The 16,372-nt window shown below is 70.1% G+C and carries 17 protein-coding genes; 7 read left to right on the forward strand and 10 right to left on the reverse strand.

The window, feature by feature from the left end; genetic code table 11:
- The first annotated feature begins 16 nt into the window (after positions 1-16).
- Positions 17-1,267: a multifunctional CCA addition/repair protein gene (locus FHT26_RS25665; RefSeq protein WP_168562943.1), complete on the forward strand. Its 1,251-nt coding sequence runs from the start codon at positions 17-19 to the stop codon at positions 1,265-1,267.
- 12 nt (positions 1,268-1,279) lie between these two features.
- Here the strand turns inward: FHT26_RS25665 and FHT26_RS30425 are convergent, their stop codons facing one another.
- The 4 genes from FHT26_RS30425 to FHT26_RS25680 all read right to left on the reverse strand — a co-directional run bounded on the left by FHT26_RS30425 (position 1,280) and on the right by FHT26_RS25680 (position 3,091).
- The gene (locus FHT26_RS30425; RefSeq protein WP_282597206.1) at positions 1,280-1,405 is read right to left on the reverse strand and encodes a hypothetical protein; all 126 of its coding nucleotides are present in this window, start codon (positions 1,403-1,405) and stop codon (positions 1,280-1,282) included.
- Positions 1,406-1,463: 58 nt separating this feature from the next.
- A complete protein-coding gene (locus FHT26_RS25670; RefSeq protein WP_168562944.1) occupies positions 1,464-1,658 on the reverse strand; it encodes a hypothetical protein in 195 nt (64 codons plus the stop codon).
- Between the two features lie 104 nt (positions 1,659-1,762).
- On the reverse strand, positions 1,763-1,960 hold the full coding sequence (locus FHT26_RS25675; RefSeq protein WP_168562945.1) for a DUF2905 family protein: 198 nt from the start codon (positions 1,958-1,960) through the stop codon (positions 1,763-1,765).
- Between the two features lie 12 nt (positions 1,961-1,972).
- On the reverse strand, positions 1,973-3,091 hold the full coding sequence (locus FHT26_RS25680; protein WP_168562946.1) for a class I SAM-dependent methyltransferase: 1,119 nt from the start codon (positions 3,089-3,091) through the stop codon (positions 1,973-1,975).
- Between the two features lie 19 nt (positions 3,092-3,110).
- Between FHT26_RS25680 and FHT26_RS25685 the strand changes: the two genes are divergently transcribed.
- The 4 genes from FHT26_RS25685 to FHT26_RS25700 are packed head-to-tail and all read left to right on the forward strand — an operon-like array spanning position 3,111 to position 5,851.
- Positions 3,111-3,890, forward strand: a complete 780-nt coding sequence (locus tag FHT26_RS25685) for an SDR family oxidoreductase (protein WP_168562947.1) — start codon at positions 3,111-3,113, stop codon at positions 3,888-3,890.
- Between the two features lies 1 nt (position 3,891).
- Positions 3,892-4,290, forward strand: coding sequence for a dihydroneopterin aldolase (locus FHT26_RS25690; RefSeq protein ID WP_168562948.1), 399 nt, complete (start codon positions 3,892-3,894; stop codon positions 4,288-4,290).
- Positions 4,290-5,213 carry a tRNA 2-thiocytidine(32) synthetase TtcA gene (gene ttcA, locus FHT26_RS25695; protein WP_168562949.1) on the forward strand — a complete coding sequence of 308 codons (924 nt, stop codon included), beginning with the start codon at positions 4,290-4,292 and terminating at the stop codon, positions 5,211-5,213. Before FHT26_RS25690 ends, ttcA begins: the two co-directional genes overlap by 1 nt.
- Before the next feature lie 17 nt (positions 5,214-5,230).
- Positions 5,231-5,851, forward strand: a complete 621-nt coding sequence (locus FHT26_RS25700; RefSeq protein WP_168562950.1) for a DUF4136 domain-containing protein — start codon at positions 5,231-5,233, stop codon at positions 5,849-5,851.
- Positions 5,852-5,903: 52 nt separating this feature from the next.
- On the opposite strand, the gene FHT26_RS25705 is transcribed toward FHT26_RS25700, so the two are convergent.
- Positions 5,904-6,782, reverse strand: coding sequence for a DUF6279 family lipoprotein (locus FHT26_RS25705; RefSeq protein ID WP_168562951.1), 879 nt, complete (start codon positions 6,780-6,782; stop codon positions 5,904-5,906).
- On the opposite strand from FHT26_RS25705, the gene glmU reads away from it, so the two are divergent.
- A complete protein-coding gene (gene glmU, locus FHT26_RS25710) occupies positions 6,781-8,154 on the forward strand; it encodes a bifunctional UDP-N-acetylglucosamine diphosphorylase/glucosamine-1-phosphate N-acetyltransferase GlmU (protein ID WP_168562952.1) in 1,374 nt (457 codons plus the stop codon). The genes FHT26_RS25705 and glmU overlap by 2 nt on opposite strands.
- Before the next feature lie 49 nt (positions 8,155-8,203).
- Here glmU and FHT26_RS25715 read toward each other — a convergent pair whose 3' ends face one another.
- The 5 genes from FHT26_RS25715 to tsaB form a co-directional block, all read right to left on the reverse strand.
- Positions 8,204-10,183 carry an acyltransferase family protein gene (locus FHT26_RS25715; RefSeq protein ID WP_168562953.1) on the reverse strand — a complete coding sequence of 660 codons (1,980 nt, stop codon included), beginning with the start codon at positions 10,181-10,183 and terminating at the stop codon, positions 8,204-8,206.
- Between the two features lie 216 nt (positions 10,184-10,399).
- Positions 10,400-12,808, reverse strand: a complete 2,409-nt coding sequence (locus FHT26_RS25720) for a putative bifunctional diguanylate cyclase/phosphodiesterase (protein WP_168562954.1) — start codon at positions 12,806-12,808, stop codon at positions 10,400-10,402.
- Positions 12,809-12,810: 2 nt separating this feature from the next.
- Complete coding sequence (locus tag FHT26_RS25725; protein ID WP_168562955.1) at positions 12,811-13,614, reverse strand: uracil-DNA glycosylase; 804 nt, start codon at positions 13,612-13,614, stop codon at positions 12,811-12,813.
- Positions 13,601-14,110 (reverse strand): ribosomal protein S18-alanine N-acetyltransferase, encoded by a 510-nt coding sequence (gene rimI, locus FHT26_RS25730; RefSeq protein WP_168562956.1) that lies wholly within the window; start codon positions 14,108-14,110, stop codon positions 13,601-13,603. The genes FHT26_RS25725 and rimI overlap by 14 nt, the downstream gene beginning before the upstream one ends.
- Positions 14,107-14,826: a tRNA (adenosine(37)-N6)-threonylcarbamoyltransferase complex dimerization subunit type 1 TsaB gene (gene tsaB, locus FHT26_RS25735; RefSeq protein ID WP_168562957.1), complete on the reverse strand. Its 720-nt coding sequence runs from the start codon at positions 14,824-14,826 to the stop codon at positions 14,107-14,109. The genes rimI and tsaB overlap by 4 nt, the downstream gene beginning before the upstream one ends.
- Positions 14,827-14,901: 75 nt before the next feature.
- Here tsaB and dacB point away from each other — a divergent pair, with 75 nt between their 5' ends.
- On the forward strand, positions 14,902-16,299 hold the full coding sequence (dacB, locus tag FHT26_RS25740; RefSeq protein WP_246868109.1) for a D-alanyl-D-alanine carboxypeptidase/D-alanyl-D-alanine endopeptidase: 1,398 nt from the start codon (positions 14,902-14,904) through the stop codon (positions 16,297-16,299).
- Positions 16,300-16,372: the final 73 nt, after the last annotated feature.

The raw sequence follows: 16,372 nt of genomic DNA on the forward strand, positions 1-16,372 counted from the left end.
CCCCTACACTGGCGCGATGAAGAAGTGGATGGTGGGCGGCGCGGTCCGCGATGCGTTGTTGGGGCGGCCGGTCAACGACCGCGACTGGGTGGTCGTCGGTGCCTCGCCGCTGCAGTTGCTCGAGGCCGGCTACCTGCCGGTCGGCAAGGACTTCCCGGTGTTCCTGCACCCGGAAACCCACGACGAGGTGGCGCTCGCGCGCACCGAGCGCAAGACCGCGCCGGGCTACCACGGCTTCGCGTTCCATGCGGACCCGAGCGTCACGCTCGAAGAAGACCTGCAGCGCCGCGACCTGACGATCAACGCGATGGCGCAGGACGAAGACGGTCGCATCGTCGACCCGTGGGGTGGCCGGCGCGACCTGCAGGACAAGCTGCTGCGCCACGTGTCGCCGGCCTTCGCAGAAGACCCGGTGCGCATCCTGCGGCTCGCGCGCTTCGCGGCGCGCTTCGACGATTTCAGCGTCGCGCCGGAGACCGAGGCGCTGATGCGCCACATGGTCGAGATCGGCGAGGTCGATGCGCTGGTGCCCGAGCGGGTCTGGCAGGAGCTGTCGCGCGGGCTGATGGAGGCGCGGCCGTCGCGCATGTTCGAGGTGCTGCGTCGCTGCGGCGCGCTGGCGCGGCTGCTGCCCGAGGTCGACCGGCTGTGGGGCGTGCCGCAGCCGCCGGCCCACCACCCCGAGGTCGACACCGGGCTGCACCTGATGCTGGTGCTCGACATGGCGGCGCGGCTCGACACCTCGCTCGAGGTGCGTTTCGCCTGCCTCGGGCACGACCTCGGCAAGGGCACGACGCCGGTCGACGAGCTGCCGCGCCACATCGCGCACGAGGCGCGCAGCGTGCAGCTGGTGCAGGAACTGGCGCAACGCCTGAAGGTGCCGACCGACTGCCGCGAGCTGGCCGAAGCGGTCGCGCGCGAGCACGGCAACATCCACCGCAGCCTGCAGCTGGATGGGTCGGCGGTGATGCGCCTGTTCGACCGCTGCGACGTGTGGCGGCGGCCGGCGCGGTTTTCGGAACTGCTGCTGGCCTGCGAATGCGATGCGCGCGGGCGCACCGGCTTCGAGGAGCGGCCCTATCCGCAGCGGCCGCGGCTGCAGGGGGCGCTGGACGCGGCCCTGTCGGTCGACACCGCGAAGGTGTCGTCCGATGCGCTGGGCCGTGGCTGGAAAGGCACCGCGATCGGCGCGGCGATCCGGCATGCACGCTACGTGGCGGTGGCGGAGTTCCTCGCGACGCAGCCGCAACCCCAACTCGACCCGTAGCGTCGCCGGCTTTCAGCCTTCGACCGGCAGCTGGCGGTTGCGGGCGTGCAGCGCGATCCGGCGGCGCGCCCGGTCGTCGAGCATCAGCAGCCAGCGCACCGCGCGCAGCTCATGCGCGACGAACACAGGCACCGCCAAGCGCAGTACGCCGGGCAGGTTGTGTACGCCGGCGGGGCACCCTGTGCGACGCATCGCCTCAGGTGGCGAAGTAGCGCGATTCGAGCGCCCGGGCGTCGGTCAGGTGCAGCCGCAGCTTCACCCGGTCGAGCCAGCTGAGCGGATGCACGCGGCCATCGGGCATCGCGAGCACCGGGCCGAGGATCGGCTCTTCCTCGATGCGGGATTCCTGATAGTCCTGCTGCGTCGTTGGCGTTTTCAGAGCTTCAGTCATGCGGGCCTCCTTGGACCCCCTGAACAGGGGGGCGCGCCCGTTGTAACCAGTTGTAGGAGGCGGCGCAAGTCTGGTTTGTCCGTGCCCCTGCTGCCGACCTGCCTTCAGATCAGCCGCGTGATCAGCAGCGCCACCAGGCTCAGCAGCACGCTGCTGGTGATCGGGATGAAGAACTCGCGCCCGAACAGGCGAAAGCGGAAGTCGCCGGGCAGCCGCCCGAGGCCGAGTTTCAGCAGCCAGCGTTGCAGCCCGCTGAACAGCAGCAGCGCGATCAGGATCACCAGCAGCCAGCGCAAGCCCATGGTCGGCCCGGATCAGAGGGTGTGGCTGCGGTCGCCGTGCACGAAGCCGAGCGGCGCGTCGGTGAACGACGCATCGCAGCCGCGCGCCAGCGCGATCACCTTGAACAACTCGCCCATCTCGTGCTCCAGCAACAGCTTCTGCGCATTCGCGCGGGTCTTCAGGTCGGCGTCGGCCAGCCGCTCGACGAGCCCGCAGTTGATCAGGAAATGGGCCTGCGTGGTGTAACCGACGACCTCCAGCCCGGCATCCTGCGCGGCCAGCGCGATGCCGGTGAAGTCGACATGGGCGGTGATGTCCTTGCGGCCGATGTCGACCAGCGGATCGCCGTCGGCCTGGTGCCCCTGGTGGCACATCAGCGTGCCGCCGTGGCGCTGCGGCAGGTAGTACTCGGCCTCGGGGAAGCCATAGTCGATGAAGAAGGCCGCGCCGCGCTGCAGCCGGTCGGCCAGCGTCGCGATGAAGGCCCGCGCCTGCGGGTGGATCTCGGTGACGGTGCCGGGCACGAAGGGGGCGTCCAGCGGCGGCCGCAGCGTGGTCGGCCGGTCGCTCCACGCGAAGCCTTCATCGTTCACGACGACGCCGCGCTCCAGCCACTGCGTGCCGTCGAAGTGCAGCAGTTGCACCGGCATCGCGTCGAGCACCTCGTTGCCGACGATCACGCCGTGCATCGTGTCGGGCAGCTCCGACACCCAGCGCACCTGCGCGCCGAAGCGCGCGAGCCGCGCCTGCTGGCGCTGCCGCAGCGCGCCCGACAGGTCGACGATGGTGTAGCGCTCGGGCGCGAGCCCGTCGGCGGTCAGCGCGTCGAGCAGCTGCTCGGCCAGCGCGCCGGAGCCGGCGCCGAATTCCCACAGCTCGCGGCTGTCGCAGGCCCGAAGCGCCTGCGCGACCTGGCGCGCGAGCGCGGCGCCGAACAGCGGCGTCAGTTCGGGCGCGGTGACGAAATCGCTGCCGGACGACGGCAGCAGGCCGAACTGGCGGTCGCCCGCCGCGTAGTAGCCGAGCCCGGGGGCGTACAACGCGAGCGCCATGAAGCGGTCGAAAGGCAGCCAATCGCCGTGGCGGGCGATGGCCTGGCGGATCAGCGACGAAAGCGGCGCCGATACACTGCCGGCTGGTGGGGTTTGCATGCCCCGATTGTAGAAAGCCATGTCCGCACGTCCCGTCACCCTGGTCACCGGCGCGGCCCGCCGCCTGGGCCGGGCGATCGCGCTCGAACTCGCCGCGCACGGCCACGACCTCGCGGTCCACTGCCGCGGCTCGCGCGACGACGCGCAGGCCACCGCCGACGAGGCCGTGCGGCTCGGCGCCCGCGCCATGGTGTTCGCGGCCGACCTCGCCGACGAGCCGGCCTGCCGGGCGCTGGTGCCGGCCGTCTGCGAGCGGCTGGGCCGCCTCGACGCGGTCGTCAACAACGCGTCGACCTTCGCCTACGACAATGCCGAGAGCTTCAGCTACGCGTCGATGGAGGCGCACTGGCGCGCCAACACCGGCCCGGCGGTGCTGCTGGCGCAGGCGCTGCACGCGCACCTGGCGGCCCGCGACGGCCGCGGCTGCGTCGTCAACCTGCTCGACCAGAAGCTGTGGAATCCGAACCCCGACTATCTGTCCTACACCTTGTCGAAGGCGGCGCTGCAGTCGGCCACCGTGCTGCTGGCGCAGGCGCTGGCGCCGCGGCTGCGGGTGTGCGGCGTCGCGCCGGGCGTCACGCTGCTGTCGGGCGCGATGACCGAGGCAGAATTCGCGCAGGCGCACGGCCTGACGCCGCTGCAGCGCTCATCGACTCCCGCCGACATCGCGAATGCGGTGCGTTTCCTGATCGAGTCGCCGGCCGTCACCGGCAGCACGCTGCTGGTCGACGGCGGCCAGCACCTGGCGGGCCAGCCGCGCGACGTGATGTTCATCGCCAATCCCGAGAAGAAGACCTGACATGCACTCCCTGCTCATCCACCCCGCCCTGATGGACTGCCGCCGGCTGTTCCTGCGCGACTACGAGGTGTGGATCAACATCGGCGTGCACGACTTCGAGAAGAAGGGCGAGCAGCGGGTGCTGATCAACGTCGACCTCTACATCCCGCTGGCGATGTCGACGCCGAAGGCCGACGAGCTCGACGAGGTGGTCGACTACGACTTCATCCGCCGCACCATTGCGCAGCGCGTGAAGCAGGGCCACATCCACCTGCAGGAAACGCTGTGCGACGACGTGCTGGCGATGATGCTCGCGCACCCGCGCGTGCGGGCGGCGCGCGTGTCGACCGAGAAACCTGATGTATACCCGGACTGCGAAGCCGTCGGCTGCGAAGTGTTCGGCATGAAGAAGGACCTGTGATGAGTGCGGTACTGGACAAGCAACAAGACACCAAGGACGACGCGAAGCAGGCCTTCGAGGTCAACAAGCTGAGCAAGCGCCTGCACCGGCAGGTGGGCCAGGCGATCGCCGACTTCAACATGATCGAGGACGGCGACAAGGTGATGGTCTGCGTGTCCGGCGGCAAGGACAGCTATGCGCTGCTCGACATCCTGCTGAACCTCCAGCAGCGTGCGCCGATCCGTTTCACGCTGGTCGCGGTGAACCTCGACCAGAAGCAGCCGGGCTTTCCCGACCATGTGCTGCCGGAGTACCTGAAGTCGCGCGGCGTGCCCTTCCACATCGAGAACCAGGACACCTACTCGATCGTCAAGCGGCTGATCCCCGAGGGCAAGACGATGTGCAGCCTGTGCTCGCGGCTGCGCCGCGGCATCCTGTACCGCGTGGCCGGCGAGCTCGGTGCGACCAAGGTGGCGCTCGGCCACCACCGCGACGACATGCTGCAGACGCTGTTCATGAACATGTTCTTCGGCAGCCGGCTGAAGGGCATGCCGCCGAAGCTGGTCAGCGACGACGGCAGGAACATCGTGATCCGCCCGCTCGCCTACGTGGCCGAGACCGACCTGGAGCGCTGGGCGGCGCACCGGCAGTTCCCGATCATCCCGTGCACGCTGTGCGGCAGCCAGGAGAACCTGCAGCGGGTGCAGACGAAGCAGATGCTGCGCGACTGGGACAAGCGCTTCCCCGGCCGCATCGAGAACATGTTCACCGCGATGGGCAACATCGTGCCGTCGCACCTGATGGATCGGAACCTCTACCCGTTCACGACGCTCAAAACCACCGGCGTGCCCGATGCCGGTGGCGATCGGGCCTTCGACGACGACGAGAGCTGCGCCCCGGCCGAACCCGCCAGGGACGCGGTGCCCATCAAGCTGCACGTTTGACCTGACGGAGGCTGACCATGTGGAAACCTGCCCTGACCACCACCTTGCTGGCCGGCGCCTTGCTCGGGCTGGGCGGGTGCGCCGCGATGAACGCGGTCGACAGCAATGTCTCCACCTACAGCCAGTGGCCCGCCGGGCGCAGCGCATCGACCTACGCCTTCGAGCGCCTGCCGTCGCAGCAGGCGCGGGCGATGGAGCAGGAAAAGCTGGAATCGATGGCCCGGCACTCGCTGCAGGTGGCCGGTTTCAACGAAGCGGCCGACGCGAAGTCCGCCGATTTCACGGTGCAGGTCGGTGCGCGGATCAATCGCTACGACGTCTCGCCGTACGACGATCCGTTCTGGTGGCATGGTGGGCTGTACCGTTCGCGCTTCGGCTACGGCCGGGGGCCGTTCTGGGGGCCGCCGGGATACTTCGGTCCACGCTACTACGACACGACCTACTACGACCGCGAGGTGGCGGTGCTGATCCGGGACCGGCAGTCCGGGCAGGTGGTGTACGAGGCGCGAGCCTCCAACGACGGCACGACGATGGGCAGCGATGCGCTGATTGCCGCGATGTTCGAAGCGGCGCTGAAGGACTTCCCGCAGACCGGCATCAACCCGCGGCGGGTCACCATTCAGCTGCCGCCCTCGTAGTCCGGATGCCGTTCCGGGATTCGTGACGAGGTAACCCGGATTGGCATCCGGGCTACCGGCCGTCCGCCGCCAGCGCGCGGAAATCGTCTGCCCAGCCGGCCAGCTTCTTCGCAGCGAACTTCCGCTGCGCCGCTGTCGTCGCGTTGTGCAGCTGCGCACCGAACTCGCAGTTGTAGCGCGTCAGCTTTTCCTGGTAGCTGCGAAAGTTCTCGCGCGGCGAATGCTGCACCCGCTCGGCGATCGCGCGCAGCGCGGCCTGCGCCTGGGCCTGCGGCGGCCGCTCGGCCAGCAGTTTGCGCAGCGTCTGCAGCACGTCCTGCTGGCGCGCCTTGCGCTCGGCCAGCCACAGCTCCGGGTCGAACGGCGACGCCGCCATCGCCCGCTTCACCCGCTCGGTCTGCGCATCGTCGAGGTCGCCGTACAGCATCTCGGCGCGCTCCATCGTGCGCTTCAGCGTGGCCTTCAGGCGGTCCTGCGGATCGGGCTGCAGGTAGTCGTCGGCATAGTCGTCGTTGACCTTCGCATAGCGCTTCTCGATGTGCCTGAGCTGCTCCGGCTTCAGCGACAGCGCCGTTTCGGCCAGTGCCGGCAACGCCTGGTCGAGGCCGGTGAACATGCGCGCCTCGACCTCGTCGGTCCAGCGGCACACCTGGGCCGCGGCGACCGGCTGCTGCAGGTCGCCGGCCAGCTTGTCCAGCCACTGCGCGTAGTCGGGCAGCTGGGTGCGGCGGTTCCAGCGGAACCACGACGCGATTGCATCGCGCACCCGCGGCGTCTGCTCGTCGTTGAAGTCGATGTACTTGTCCAGCCACCAATACCCCAGGTCGGGGGCCTGGTTGTAGGCCAGCCGCATCGCGCCACACCCTGAAAGCAGGGTGGTCAACGCCAGCGCGACACCGATAATCACCGACCTGAAAGAAGGACGTTGCATGGCTCTCGACATCGTGATCATGGCCGCGGGCAAAGGCACCCGCATGAAATCCGGCCTGCCCAAGGTCTTGCACAAGCTGGCCGGGCAAAGCCTATTGCAGCATGTTCTGGGTACCGCAGCATCCTTGGGGGCGACCCGCATCATCACGATCACCGGCCACGGCGCCGAGCAGGTCGAGGCGGCGGTGCAGGCACCCGGATTGCTCTTCGTGCGGCAGATGCCGCAGCTGGGCACCGGCCATGCCGTGCAGCAGGCGGTGCCGCAGCTGCATGACGAGGGCACCACGCTGATCCTGAACGGCGACACGCCGCTGATCGACGCGTCCACCGTGCGCGCGCTGGTCGACGCCTGCGGCGGCGAGCGCTTCGCGCTGCTGACGATCACGCTGCCCGATGCCACCGGCTACGGCCGCATCGTGCGCGACGGCGAGCAGGTGCGCGCGGTCGTCGAGCACAAGGACGCGAGCCCGGCGCAGCGCGAGATCCGCGAGGTCAACACCGGCGTGATGGCGGTGCCGACGAAGCGGCTGAAGGGCTGGCTGACGAAGCTGGACAACCAGAACGCCCAGGGCGAGTACTACCTGACCGACATCATCGCGATGGCGGTGGCCGACGGCGTGCCGGTCGTCACCGCGCAGCCGAAGAGCGAGACCGAGGTGCTGGGCGTCAACAGCCCGATGCAGCTGGCCGACCTGGAGCGCCGCTACCAGCGCGGCCGCGCCGAGGCGCTGATGGAGGCCGGCGTGCGGCTGGCCGACCCGGCGCGCTTCGACGTGCGCGGCACGCTGCAGTGCGGCAGCGATGTCGAGATCGACGTCAACTGCGTGTTCGACGGCGCGGTCGAACTCGGCGACGGCGTGCGCATCGGCGCGAACTGCGTGATCCGCAATGCGCGCATCGGGGCCGGCACGGTGATCCACCCGTTCACCCACATCGACGGCGAGGCGCAGGGCGTGACGGTCGGCCGCGGCGCGCTGATCGGTCCGTTCGCGCGGCTGCGCCCCGGCGCGCAGCTGGGCGACGAGGTGCACATCGGCAATTTCGTCGAGGTGAAGAACTCGACGCTCGCGAAGGGCGCGAAGGCCAACCACCTGGCCTACCTGGGCGATGCGACGGTCGGCGAGCGGGTGAACTACGGCGCCGGCAGCATCACCGCCAACTACGACGGCGCGAACAAGCACCGCACCGTGATCGGCGACGACGTGCACGTCGGCAGCAACTGCGTGCTGATCGCGCCGATCGTGATCGGCGCCGGCGCGACCATCGGCGGCGGCTCGACGATCTCGAAGGACGCGCCGGCCGGCCAGCTGACGGTGTCGCGCGCGAAGCAGGTGTCGCTTGAAGGCTGGACGCGGCCGGTGAAGAAGAAGTAGGCGCTGGCGACAAGCCGGCGGGGCGTCGACCGCGTCGAGCGGAACTCCGTCAGCGCAGCTCCGGATGCTCGGAGACGATGCGCTCGCCGATGAACCGGCTGCCCAGGATGTTCAGGTGGTTGCTGTCGCGGTAGAGCAGGTCGCCGCCGCGCACCATGCTGCAACGCATTGCGTCGCAGAAGTGCCGGCGCGTGTGGATCAGGCGGATCCGCGGGTCGCGCCGGACCACGTCCGCCAGCGCCGCATCCATCGCCGCGTTCCGGGCATCCACCGCCGCCCGCGCGGTCTCGCAGGGCAAGCGGGGGAAAGGCCCACGCTGGACCGCGCAGCGCTGCAGGTCGAAGTCGTGGCTCGGTACGTCATCGGTCAGGTACACCTGCTTGCCTGCGTCGGCCAGCCGCGAGGCGGCCCGCAAGGTCTCCTCTTCCATCGAACTGCCTGCCGGCACCTGTGATGCGCGGTTGGTCCAGAACATGGTCAGCACGACGCTGCGGATGCCGGGGGAGGCCAGCACATGCGCATGGATCGCGTCGAAGTCGCTGCGGCCGACGAAGGGTGGGGCGCTCTGGATGTAGAAGGCCAGGTTGCGCGTCGGCAGTTGTTCGGCGAGGCCGATGAACAGGTGTTCGGCATGGCTGTCGCCGAGCAGAACGATGTCGACCGGCTCGCTCGGCTTCGATTGCAGGCAGCGCACGTAGCCCTCCCAACGCGGCGCCTGGTCCGCCAGGGCTTTCGGCGTGCAGACCGTGTAGCGTTCGAGCGGCCAGCGATGGAACTCGAGATGACCGATGTCGCCGCGCAGCACCTGGGTCGCCAGCGGCGGGTGCCCGAACCATCGCCCACCGCTCGCGGACAGCGCCCACCCGGCGGCGCCCACCAGCACCATCGCGATGACCAGCCCGACGGCCTTGAGGCCGGGTCGCCCACCGAAGCGCAGCGGCCGTTCCACCCATCGCCAGCTTGCCCACGCGAGCGCGAATGCGGTCACGACCGCAACGGCGCGCACCCACGCCGGCGGCGTCTCGCCGACGATGACCCGGGCGAAGCTCAGCAGCGGCCAATGCCACAGGTAGAGCGGGAAGCTGATGAGCCCGACCATCACCAGGATTCGGTTCGACAGCAGTACGCGGTTGACCCAGGCCTGAGGCCCTGCCGCGATCAGCAGGACCGTCCCCAGCACCGGCCCGAGCGCCACGAGGCCGGGAAAGTGAACCTTCTTCGTGGTCCAGCAGCTGACGAGGAGCAGCACGACGCCCAGGGCCGAGCCGGCGTTGCGAAAACCTGGCGCGGCGAGCACCCGCTCCAGTCGGGCGGGCGGTGGACGCCGTGCCAGGCTCGCCACCAAAGCCCCCGCCAGCAGCTCCCAGAAGCGCGTCTGCGGTGAATAGAAATCCGCGATCACGTCGACGTGCGACTGCCGCAGGTTGAGCCAGAACGAGCCAGTGAACACCACCACGATGACCAGGCGCGCGTCCAGGCGCAGCCGCCACGCCAGACCCAGCATCAGCGGCCAGACCAGGTAGAACTGTTCCTCGATGCCCAGGCTCCACAGGTGCAGCAGCGGTTTGGTCTCGCCCGCGTTGTCGAAGTAGCCGCTTTCGCCCCACAGCACCAGGTTCGACACGAAGCCGGCACCTGCCGCGACGTGCTTGCCGATCTGCTGCAATTCGTGGCTCAGCAGCAACCAGATGCCCCAGCACAGGCAGGCGACCAGCATCGCCAGCAGTGCCGGAAAGATGCGACGCATGCGCCGGGCGTAGAAATCGACCAGGCTGAAGCTGCCGCGTTCCAGGTCGTTGAACAGGATGCCCGAAATCAGGAAGCCTGAGATGACGAAGAAGACATCGACGCCGATGAATCCGCTGCGAATGAACGCCGGGAAGGCATGGAAGGCGACAACGAAAGACACCGCGATGCCGCGCAGCCCGTCGATGTCCGGGCGGTAAGAGGTGTGCGCAAGGGCAGTTGGGGCCTCGGCGGGAGCGTTGGCGAGGGCGGTCCGTGCAAGACCGCTCGTCGTGTCGTTCATCTTCTTCGAGAGGCAAGGGTGCTGGTGATGGCGGGACAGCCACCGCGCCGCAGTCTACCAATGCTGCGTGCCGCGCCGCGAACCGATCGCCGTCGACGGCCACTCAGGCCGGGTCAATGCACACAGCCCCGAAGGACCGACGTGCCTCCCCTTTTGAAGTGGGCGCGATGGGGCTCGCCGACGACGACATCGTCGCAAAGCCGTGACCTGCGGGCGTCACACCAGCGCCGGCCCCGCCAGCGCGATCGCCCAGGCCTCGAAGGCGGCGGCCGGCAGCGGCGCGCTGACCAGCTCGCCCTGCAGTTCGTCGCAGCCGAGCCGGGTCAGGAACTCCTGCTGCGCGATCGTCTCGACGCCTTCGGCGATCACCGTGATGTCCAGGCTGCGCGCCAGCTGCACGATCGCGCGCGCGATCGCCGCCGAGTCGTGCTCGTCCGGCAGGTCCTTCACGAACGAGCGGTCGATCTTCATCTTGTCGATCGGCAGCTCCTTCAGGTGGCCGAGCGACGAGTAGCCGGTGCCGAAGTCGTCGACCGAGATCCGGATGCCCATCGCCTTCAGCTCGCCGAGCCGGGTCTTCACTTCGCCGAGGTCGTCCATCAGCATGCGCTCGGTCAGCTCCAGCTCGAGGCAGTCGCCCGGCACGCCTTCTTCCTGCAGCATGTCGGCGATCAGCTGGATGAAGCCCACGGTCTGGAACTGCACGCTCGACAAGTTCACCGCCACCGGCACGCTGCTGATGCCGGATTCGTGCCAGCGGCGCGCGCAGCGCAGTGCGTCTCGCAGCACCCACTGGCCGATCGGCAGCATCAGCCGCTGCTGCTCGGCGAGCGGGATGAAGTGGTCGGGCATCAGCAGCCCGCGCTCCGGGTGATTCCAGCGGATCAGCGCCTCGACGCCGACCAGCACGCCGTCGTGCGAGCGCACCTGCGGCTGGAAATGCAGCACGAACTCGCTGCGCTCCAGCGCCTGCGTCATCTGGCTTTCCATCACCAGCGCGGCATAGGCCGAACGCGCCATCGCCGGCGTGAAGAACTGGTAGTTCGCACGGCCGCGCGCCTTCGCGAGGTACATCGCGGTGTCGGCGTTCTTGATCAGCTCGTCGGCGGTCTGGCCGTCGTGCGGGAACATCGAGATGCCGACCGACGGCGTCACCGAGATCAGCCGCCCGTCGGCGTTCACCGGCACCTCGATCGCCGCCAGCAGCTTCTGCGTGGCCTCCTCGACGTCGGCGCGCTGCAGCACGCCGGGCAGCAGCACGATGAACTCGTCGCCGCCGAAGCGCGCGACCAGGTCGGTCGAGCGCAGGCTCTGGATGATGCGCTGCGCGACCGTCTGCAGCAGCGTGTCGCCGATCAGGTGGCCGAGCGAGTCGTTGACCCGCTTGAAGTGGTCGAGGTCGATGAACAGCAGCGCGAGCTGCGAGTCGCTGCTGCGTGCGCCGGTGATGCGGTGCTCCAGCGTCTCCATGAAGCTCATCCGGTTCGGCAGCTGCGTCAGCGCGTCGTGGTGGGCCAGGTGGTGGATGCGGTCCTGCGCCGCCAGCCGGTCGCGCAGGTCGCGCACCAGCGTCATGCGCATGCGCTCGCCGTTGCGCAGCATCGTGCGCACGGTGAATTCGACCGGGATGCGCCCGCCGTCCTTGTGCAGCGCGACGCTCTCGTAGGTGATCTCGGCGCCGGCCGACTGCGTCGCGGCGGCGCGGGCGAGCTGGTCGGGCGCGATGAAGTCCAGCGTCTTGCGGCCCTTCAGCTCGTCGAGCGTGTAGCCGATCAGCGCGAGCGCCGGCGGATTGGCGTCGGTGATCACGCCGTCCTTGTGGAAAACGATGCCCTCGGCGCTGGCCTGCATGAACTTCGCGAGCCGCTCCTCCGATTCGCGCACCGACTGCTCGGCCAACCGGTGCTTGGTGATGTCGGAGATCAGCACGAACGCGGCGGTCGCGTCGCCTTCGTTGACGACGTGCGGCAGCAGGTTCACCTCGATCCAGCGGCGCTCGCCGTCGGGGCCGATCAGCTCGCGCTCGTACGACGCGCCGCGCCGTTCGCGCAGCACCCGGTCGACCTGCGGCTGGATCAGCCGCGCGGCCGGCTCGCCGATGATCTCGGACACGGTGTGGCCGACGATCGACTGCTCGTCCCAGCCGAAGGTCTGCGCGTAGCGCTTGTTCGCGAACAGGCAGCGCAGCGTGCTGGCCTGGTAGTAGGCGATCAGCACCGGCACGTTGTCGGCCAGCAGCTGGAACTGGTCGGCGCGGGCGCGGGCCGACAGCTCGGCACGCCGGCTGTCGGTGACGTCGTGCAGCACGCACAGGTAGTGGCCGGGCGCCGGCAGCCAGCGCGCCTCCAGGTCGAGCCAGCAGGGGCCACCGGTCGACTGCGGCGCGCACTGCATGCGCAGGTTCAGCGCGAAGTCCTCGCGGCCGATCAGCCGCGTCGCGAGCGTGGCGCGCGATTCGGGGCCGAGCAGCGCCTGCCACAGCAGCCCGGCGTCGCGCGCCGAGCCGGCGCCGCTGAAGTCGACGAAGGCGCGGTTGCCCTGCAGCACGACGCATTCGGGCGTCAGCCGCAGCACCATGCACGGCAGCTCCTCGAGATCGGGCCAGGCGTGCGGGGCGGTGTCCATCGTCAGGCGGCCGCCGTCGTCGTCCGCTCGAGCTGTTCGACCGCCAGGCACAGGTCGTCCCACGCCCGGGCCTTGTCCTCCGGGTTGCGCAGCAGGTAGGCCGGGTGGTAGGTCACGACCAGCGGCACGCCCTGGTACTGGTGGACGCGGCCGCGCAGCCGGCCGACCGGCTCGTTGCTGCGCAGCAGGCTCTGCACCGCGAAACGGCCCATCGCGAGGATCATGCGCGGCTTCACCAGCTCGATCTGGCGGATCAGGAAGGGCTCGCACTGCGCCAGCTCGTCGGGCTCGGGGTTGCGGTTGCCGGGCGGGCGGCACTTCAGCGTGTTCGCGATGAAGACCTGGCGCGCCGGCTCGGCCTCGCCGCGCGTCAGCCCGAGCGCGCGCAACATGCTGTCGAGCAGCTGGCCCGATTTGCCGACGAAGGGCTCGCCTTGCCGGTCTTCCTGTTCGCCGGGCGCTTCGCCGACGACCATCCAGTGCGCCTGCGGGTTGCCGACGCCGAACACCGTCTGCGTGCGGCCGCTGCACAGCTTGCAGGCCGTGCAGCCCGCGACGGCGTCGCGCAGCGCGGGCCAGTCCATCGCGTCGACGCCGGTCGCGCGCGGGCCGCGCACGGCGACGCCAGCGGGTTCGGCCACGGAGGCGGGCGAGGGCGCGGCCGGCGCCGACGCGGGCCGCGACGTGCCGGTCTCGACCTCGGGCTGCGCCTCGGCGAGCGCCACCGCATCGCCCTGCGACGGCGTGTTCCACACGCGGATGCCCATTTCCTGCAGCATCGCGACCTGGCGTTCACTCCAGCGCATCGCCACCCTCCGCCAGGTCCACCTGCAGGCTCATCACCGCCGCATCCTCGCGCCCGCTCGGGTGCGTGGCGCGCGACGCCGGGTAGTAGCCGCGGCGCGTGCCGATCGACTTGAAGCCGTAGCGCAGGTACAGCGCCCGCGCGCGTTCGTTGCTCTGCCGCACCTCCAGCCACAGCTGCGCGGCGCGGCGCTCGCGGCACACCGCAACCAGCTCGTCGAGCAGGAAGCGCGCATGGCCCTGGCGCTGGAAGGCCGGCGCGACGGTCAGGTTCAGCAGGTGCATCTCGTCGACGCCGGGCATCGCGATGAAATAGCCCAGCATCTCGCCGCGCTCGCCGTAGATCACGCGGGCCACGTAGCCGGCGGCCAGCGAGTCGATGAAATTGCCATGGGTCCACGGGAATTCGTAGGCCTGGCGCTCGATCTCGAGCACCGCGTCGAGCTGCGTGACGCCGAGCGGCAGCAGCAGGCGCTTGTCCCTCAGCACGGCACTCATGCGACGGCCTTCGCTTTCATCGCCTTGTCGTGTGCGCGCTCGACGGTCGTCTGCGCCACCTTGTCGCGCAGGTACACCGGCAGCGCGTGCGCCGCATCGACGCGAACGCCTTGCGACCACAGCTGCGCGGCGACGCGCGCCAGCGCCTCGGCGCGCGAGCGTGGCTGCGGCACGCGCTGCACCGAGGCGGACAGCGCGAGCCGCTCGCCGAAGGCATCGAGCGCCGAGCCGGCGACCACCGCGCCGGGGCGCGCCCGCTGCAGTGCCTGGAACGCGTCGAGGCGCAGCAGCGCGGGCGCGTCGGTCGCCGTCCAGCGGCCGTCGGCCCAGCGGTAGCCACCGGCATAGATCTCGTCCATGCGCGCGTCCATCGCGACGCAGACCTCGGTTGCACCGGTCTGCGCGCGTGCATCGTCGGCCACCAGCAGCAAGCTGTCGACCGGGATCACCGGCTTGCTCGCGCCGAACGCCAGGCCCTGCGCCACCGAGCAGGCGGTGCGCAGCCCGGTGAAGGCGCCGGGGCCGCAGCCGAACGCGATCGCGTCGACGCCGGCCAGCGCCAGCCCGTGCGCGGCCAGCAAGGCCATCAGTTCGGGCACCAGCGTCGCCGAGGCCTGCGCGCCGCCGGCGCGGTCGTGCGCCGCCTGCCACCCGGGCGCGACCAGCGCGATGCCCATCGCGTCGGTGGAGGTGTCGAAAGCCAGCAGCGTGCCCATGGGCGACAGTCTAAAGCCCGGGCTGCGTGCGATCATCGACGGATGGGGAATGTAGGGAGGCGACTCCTGTCGCGCATGGCCGGCCTGGCGACCGCCGCACTCGTGCTGCCGGCGGCAGCGGCACCGCTGCCGATCGAGGCCGAGGTCGCGCTCGACGCCGCCAGGGTGCCGCGCGAGGCGATGGTCGCCTGGGTGCAGGAGGTCGGCGCCAGCGCGCCGCGGCTCGACTGGCAGGCGCGCCAGCCGGTCAACCCGGCCTCGCTGATGAAGCTGCTGACCACCTCGGCCGCGCTCGAACTGCTGGGACCGGCCTGGACCTGGTCGACACCGGTCTGGCTGCAGGGCACCGTGCGCCGGCCGGGCCCCCATGGCGTGCTCGACGGCGACTTGGTGATCCGCGGCACCGGCGACCCCAAGCTCGTGCCCGAGCGGCTGTGGATGATGCTGCGCCGCGTGCAGCAGTTCGGCGTGCACGAGATCCGCGGCGACATCGTGCTCGACCGCAGCGCGTTCCGCCCGTCGTTGCAGAACCCGGCCGATTTCGACGGCGATCCGCTGCGGCCGTACAACGTGCAGCCCGATGCGCTGATGCTGAACTTCAAGTCGCTGACGCTCAGCTTCGTGCCCGACGCGCCGGCCGGCGTCGCCCGCATCACCGCCGACGTGCCGCTGTCCGGGCTGCAGCTCGACGACAGCGTGCCGCTGATCGCCGGCCCGTGCGACGACTGGCGCGCTCCGCTGATGCTCGACGTCGCCGACCCGGCCCGGCTGAAGGTGGTCGGCGGCTTCCGCACGCTGTGCGGCGAGAAGGCGTGGTCGATCGCGTGGCCCGAGCCGCAGCGCTACAGCGAGCGGCTGCTGCGCGGGCTGTGGAGCGAGATGGGCGGCAAGCTGGGCGGCAAGGTGCGCGACGGCACGGCGCCGAGCACGCCGCCGAGTTTCGAGCTGGTATCGCCGCCGCTGGCCGAGGTGATCCGCGACATCAACAAGTTCAGCAACAACGTGATGGCGCAGCAGCTGTTCCTGACGCTCGGGCTGACGCAGCGCGGCCTCGGCTCTCCGGAACTCGCGCGCGAGGTGCTGCGCCAGTGGGTGGCCGAGCGCTGGCCCGATGCGGCGCCGTCGGTCGCCGTCGACAACGGTTCGGGGCTGTCGCGCGATTCGCGCGTCACCGCGCAGCTGCTCGGCCGCGTGCTGCAGGCCGACTGGGCCGGGCCGGCGATGCCGGAGCTGATGAGCTCGCTGCCGGTCAGCGGGCTCGACGGCACGATGAAGCGCTCGCGCGCGACGCTCGGGCGGGCGCACCTGAAGACCGGGTCTTTGAAGGACGTCGCCGGGATCGCCGGCTACGTGCTGGGCCAGAGCGGCCGGCGCTACATCGTGGTGGCGATCATCAACCACCCGAATGCGAACGCCGCCCGGCCGGCCCTCGACGCGATGACTCAATGGGTCATCAACGACACGATGAATTGAGATCAAGCAACGCCCGCGGAACCGGCTTTGCCGGGCCGCAGGGTGGCGCCCCTTGGAGCAAAGCGACTGGGGG

The organism is Rhizobacter sp. SG703, assembly GCF_012275445.1.
Classification (GTDB): domain Bacteria; phylum Pseudomonadota; class Gammaproteobacteria; order Burkholderiales; family Burkholderiaceae_C; genus Rhizobacter.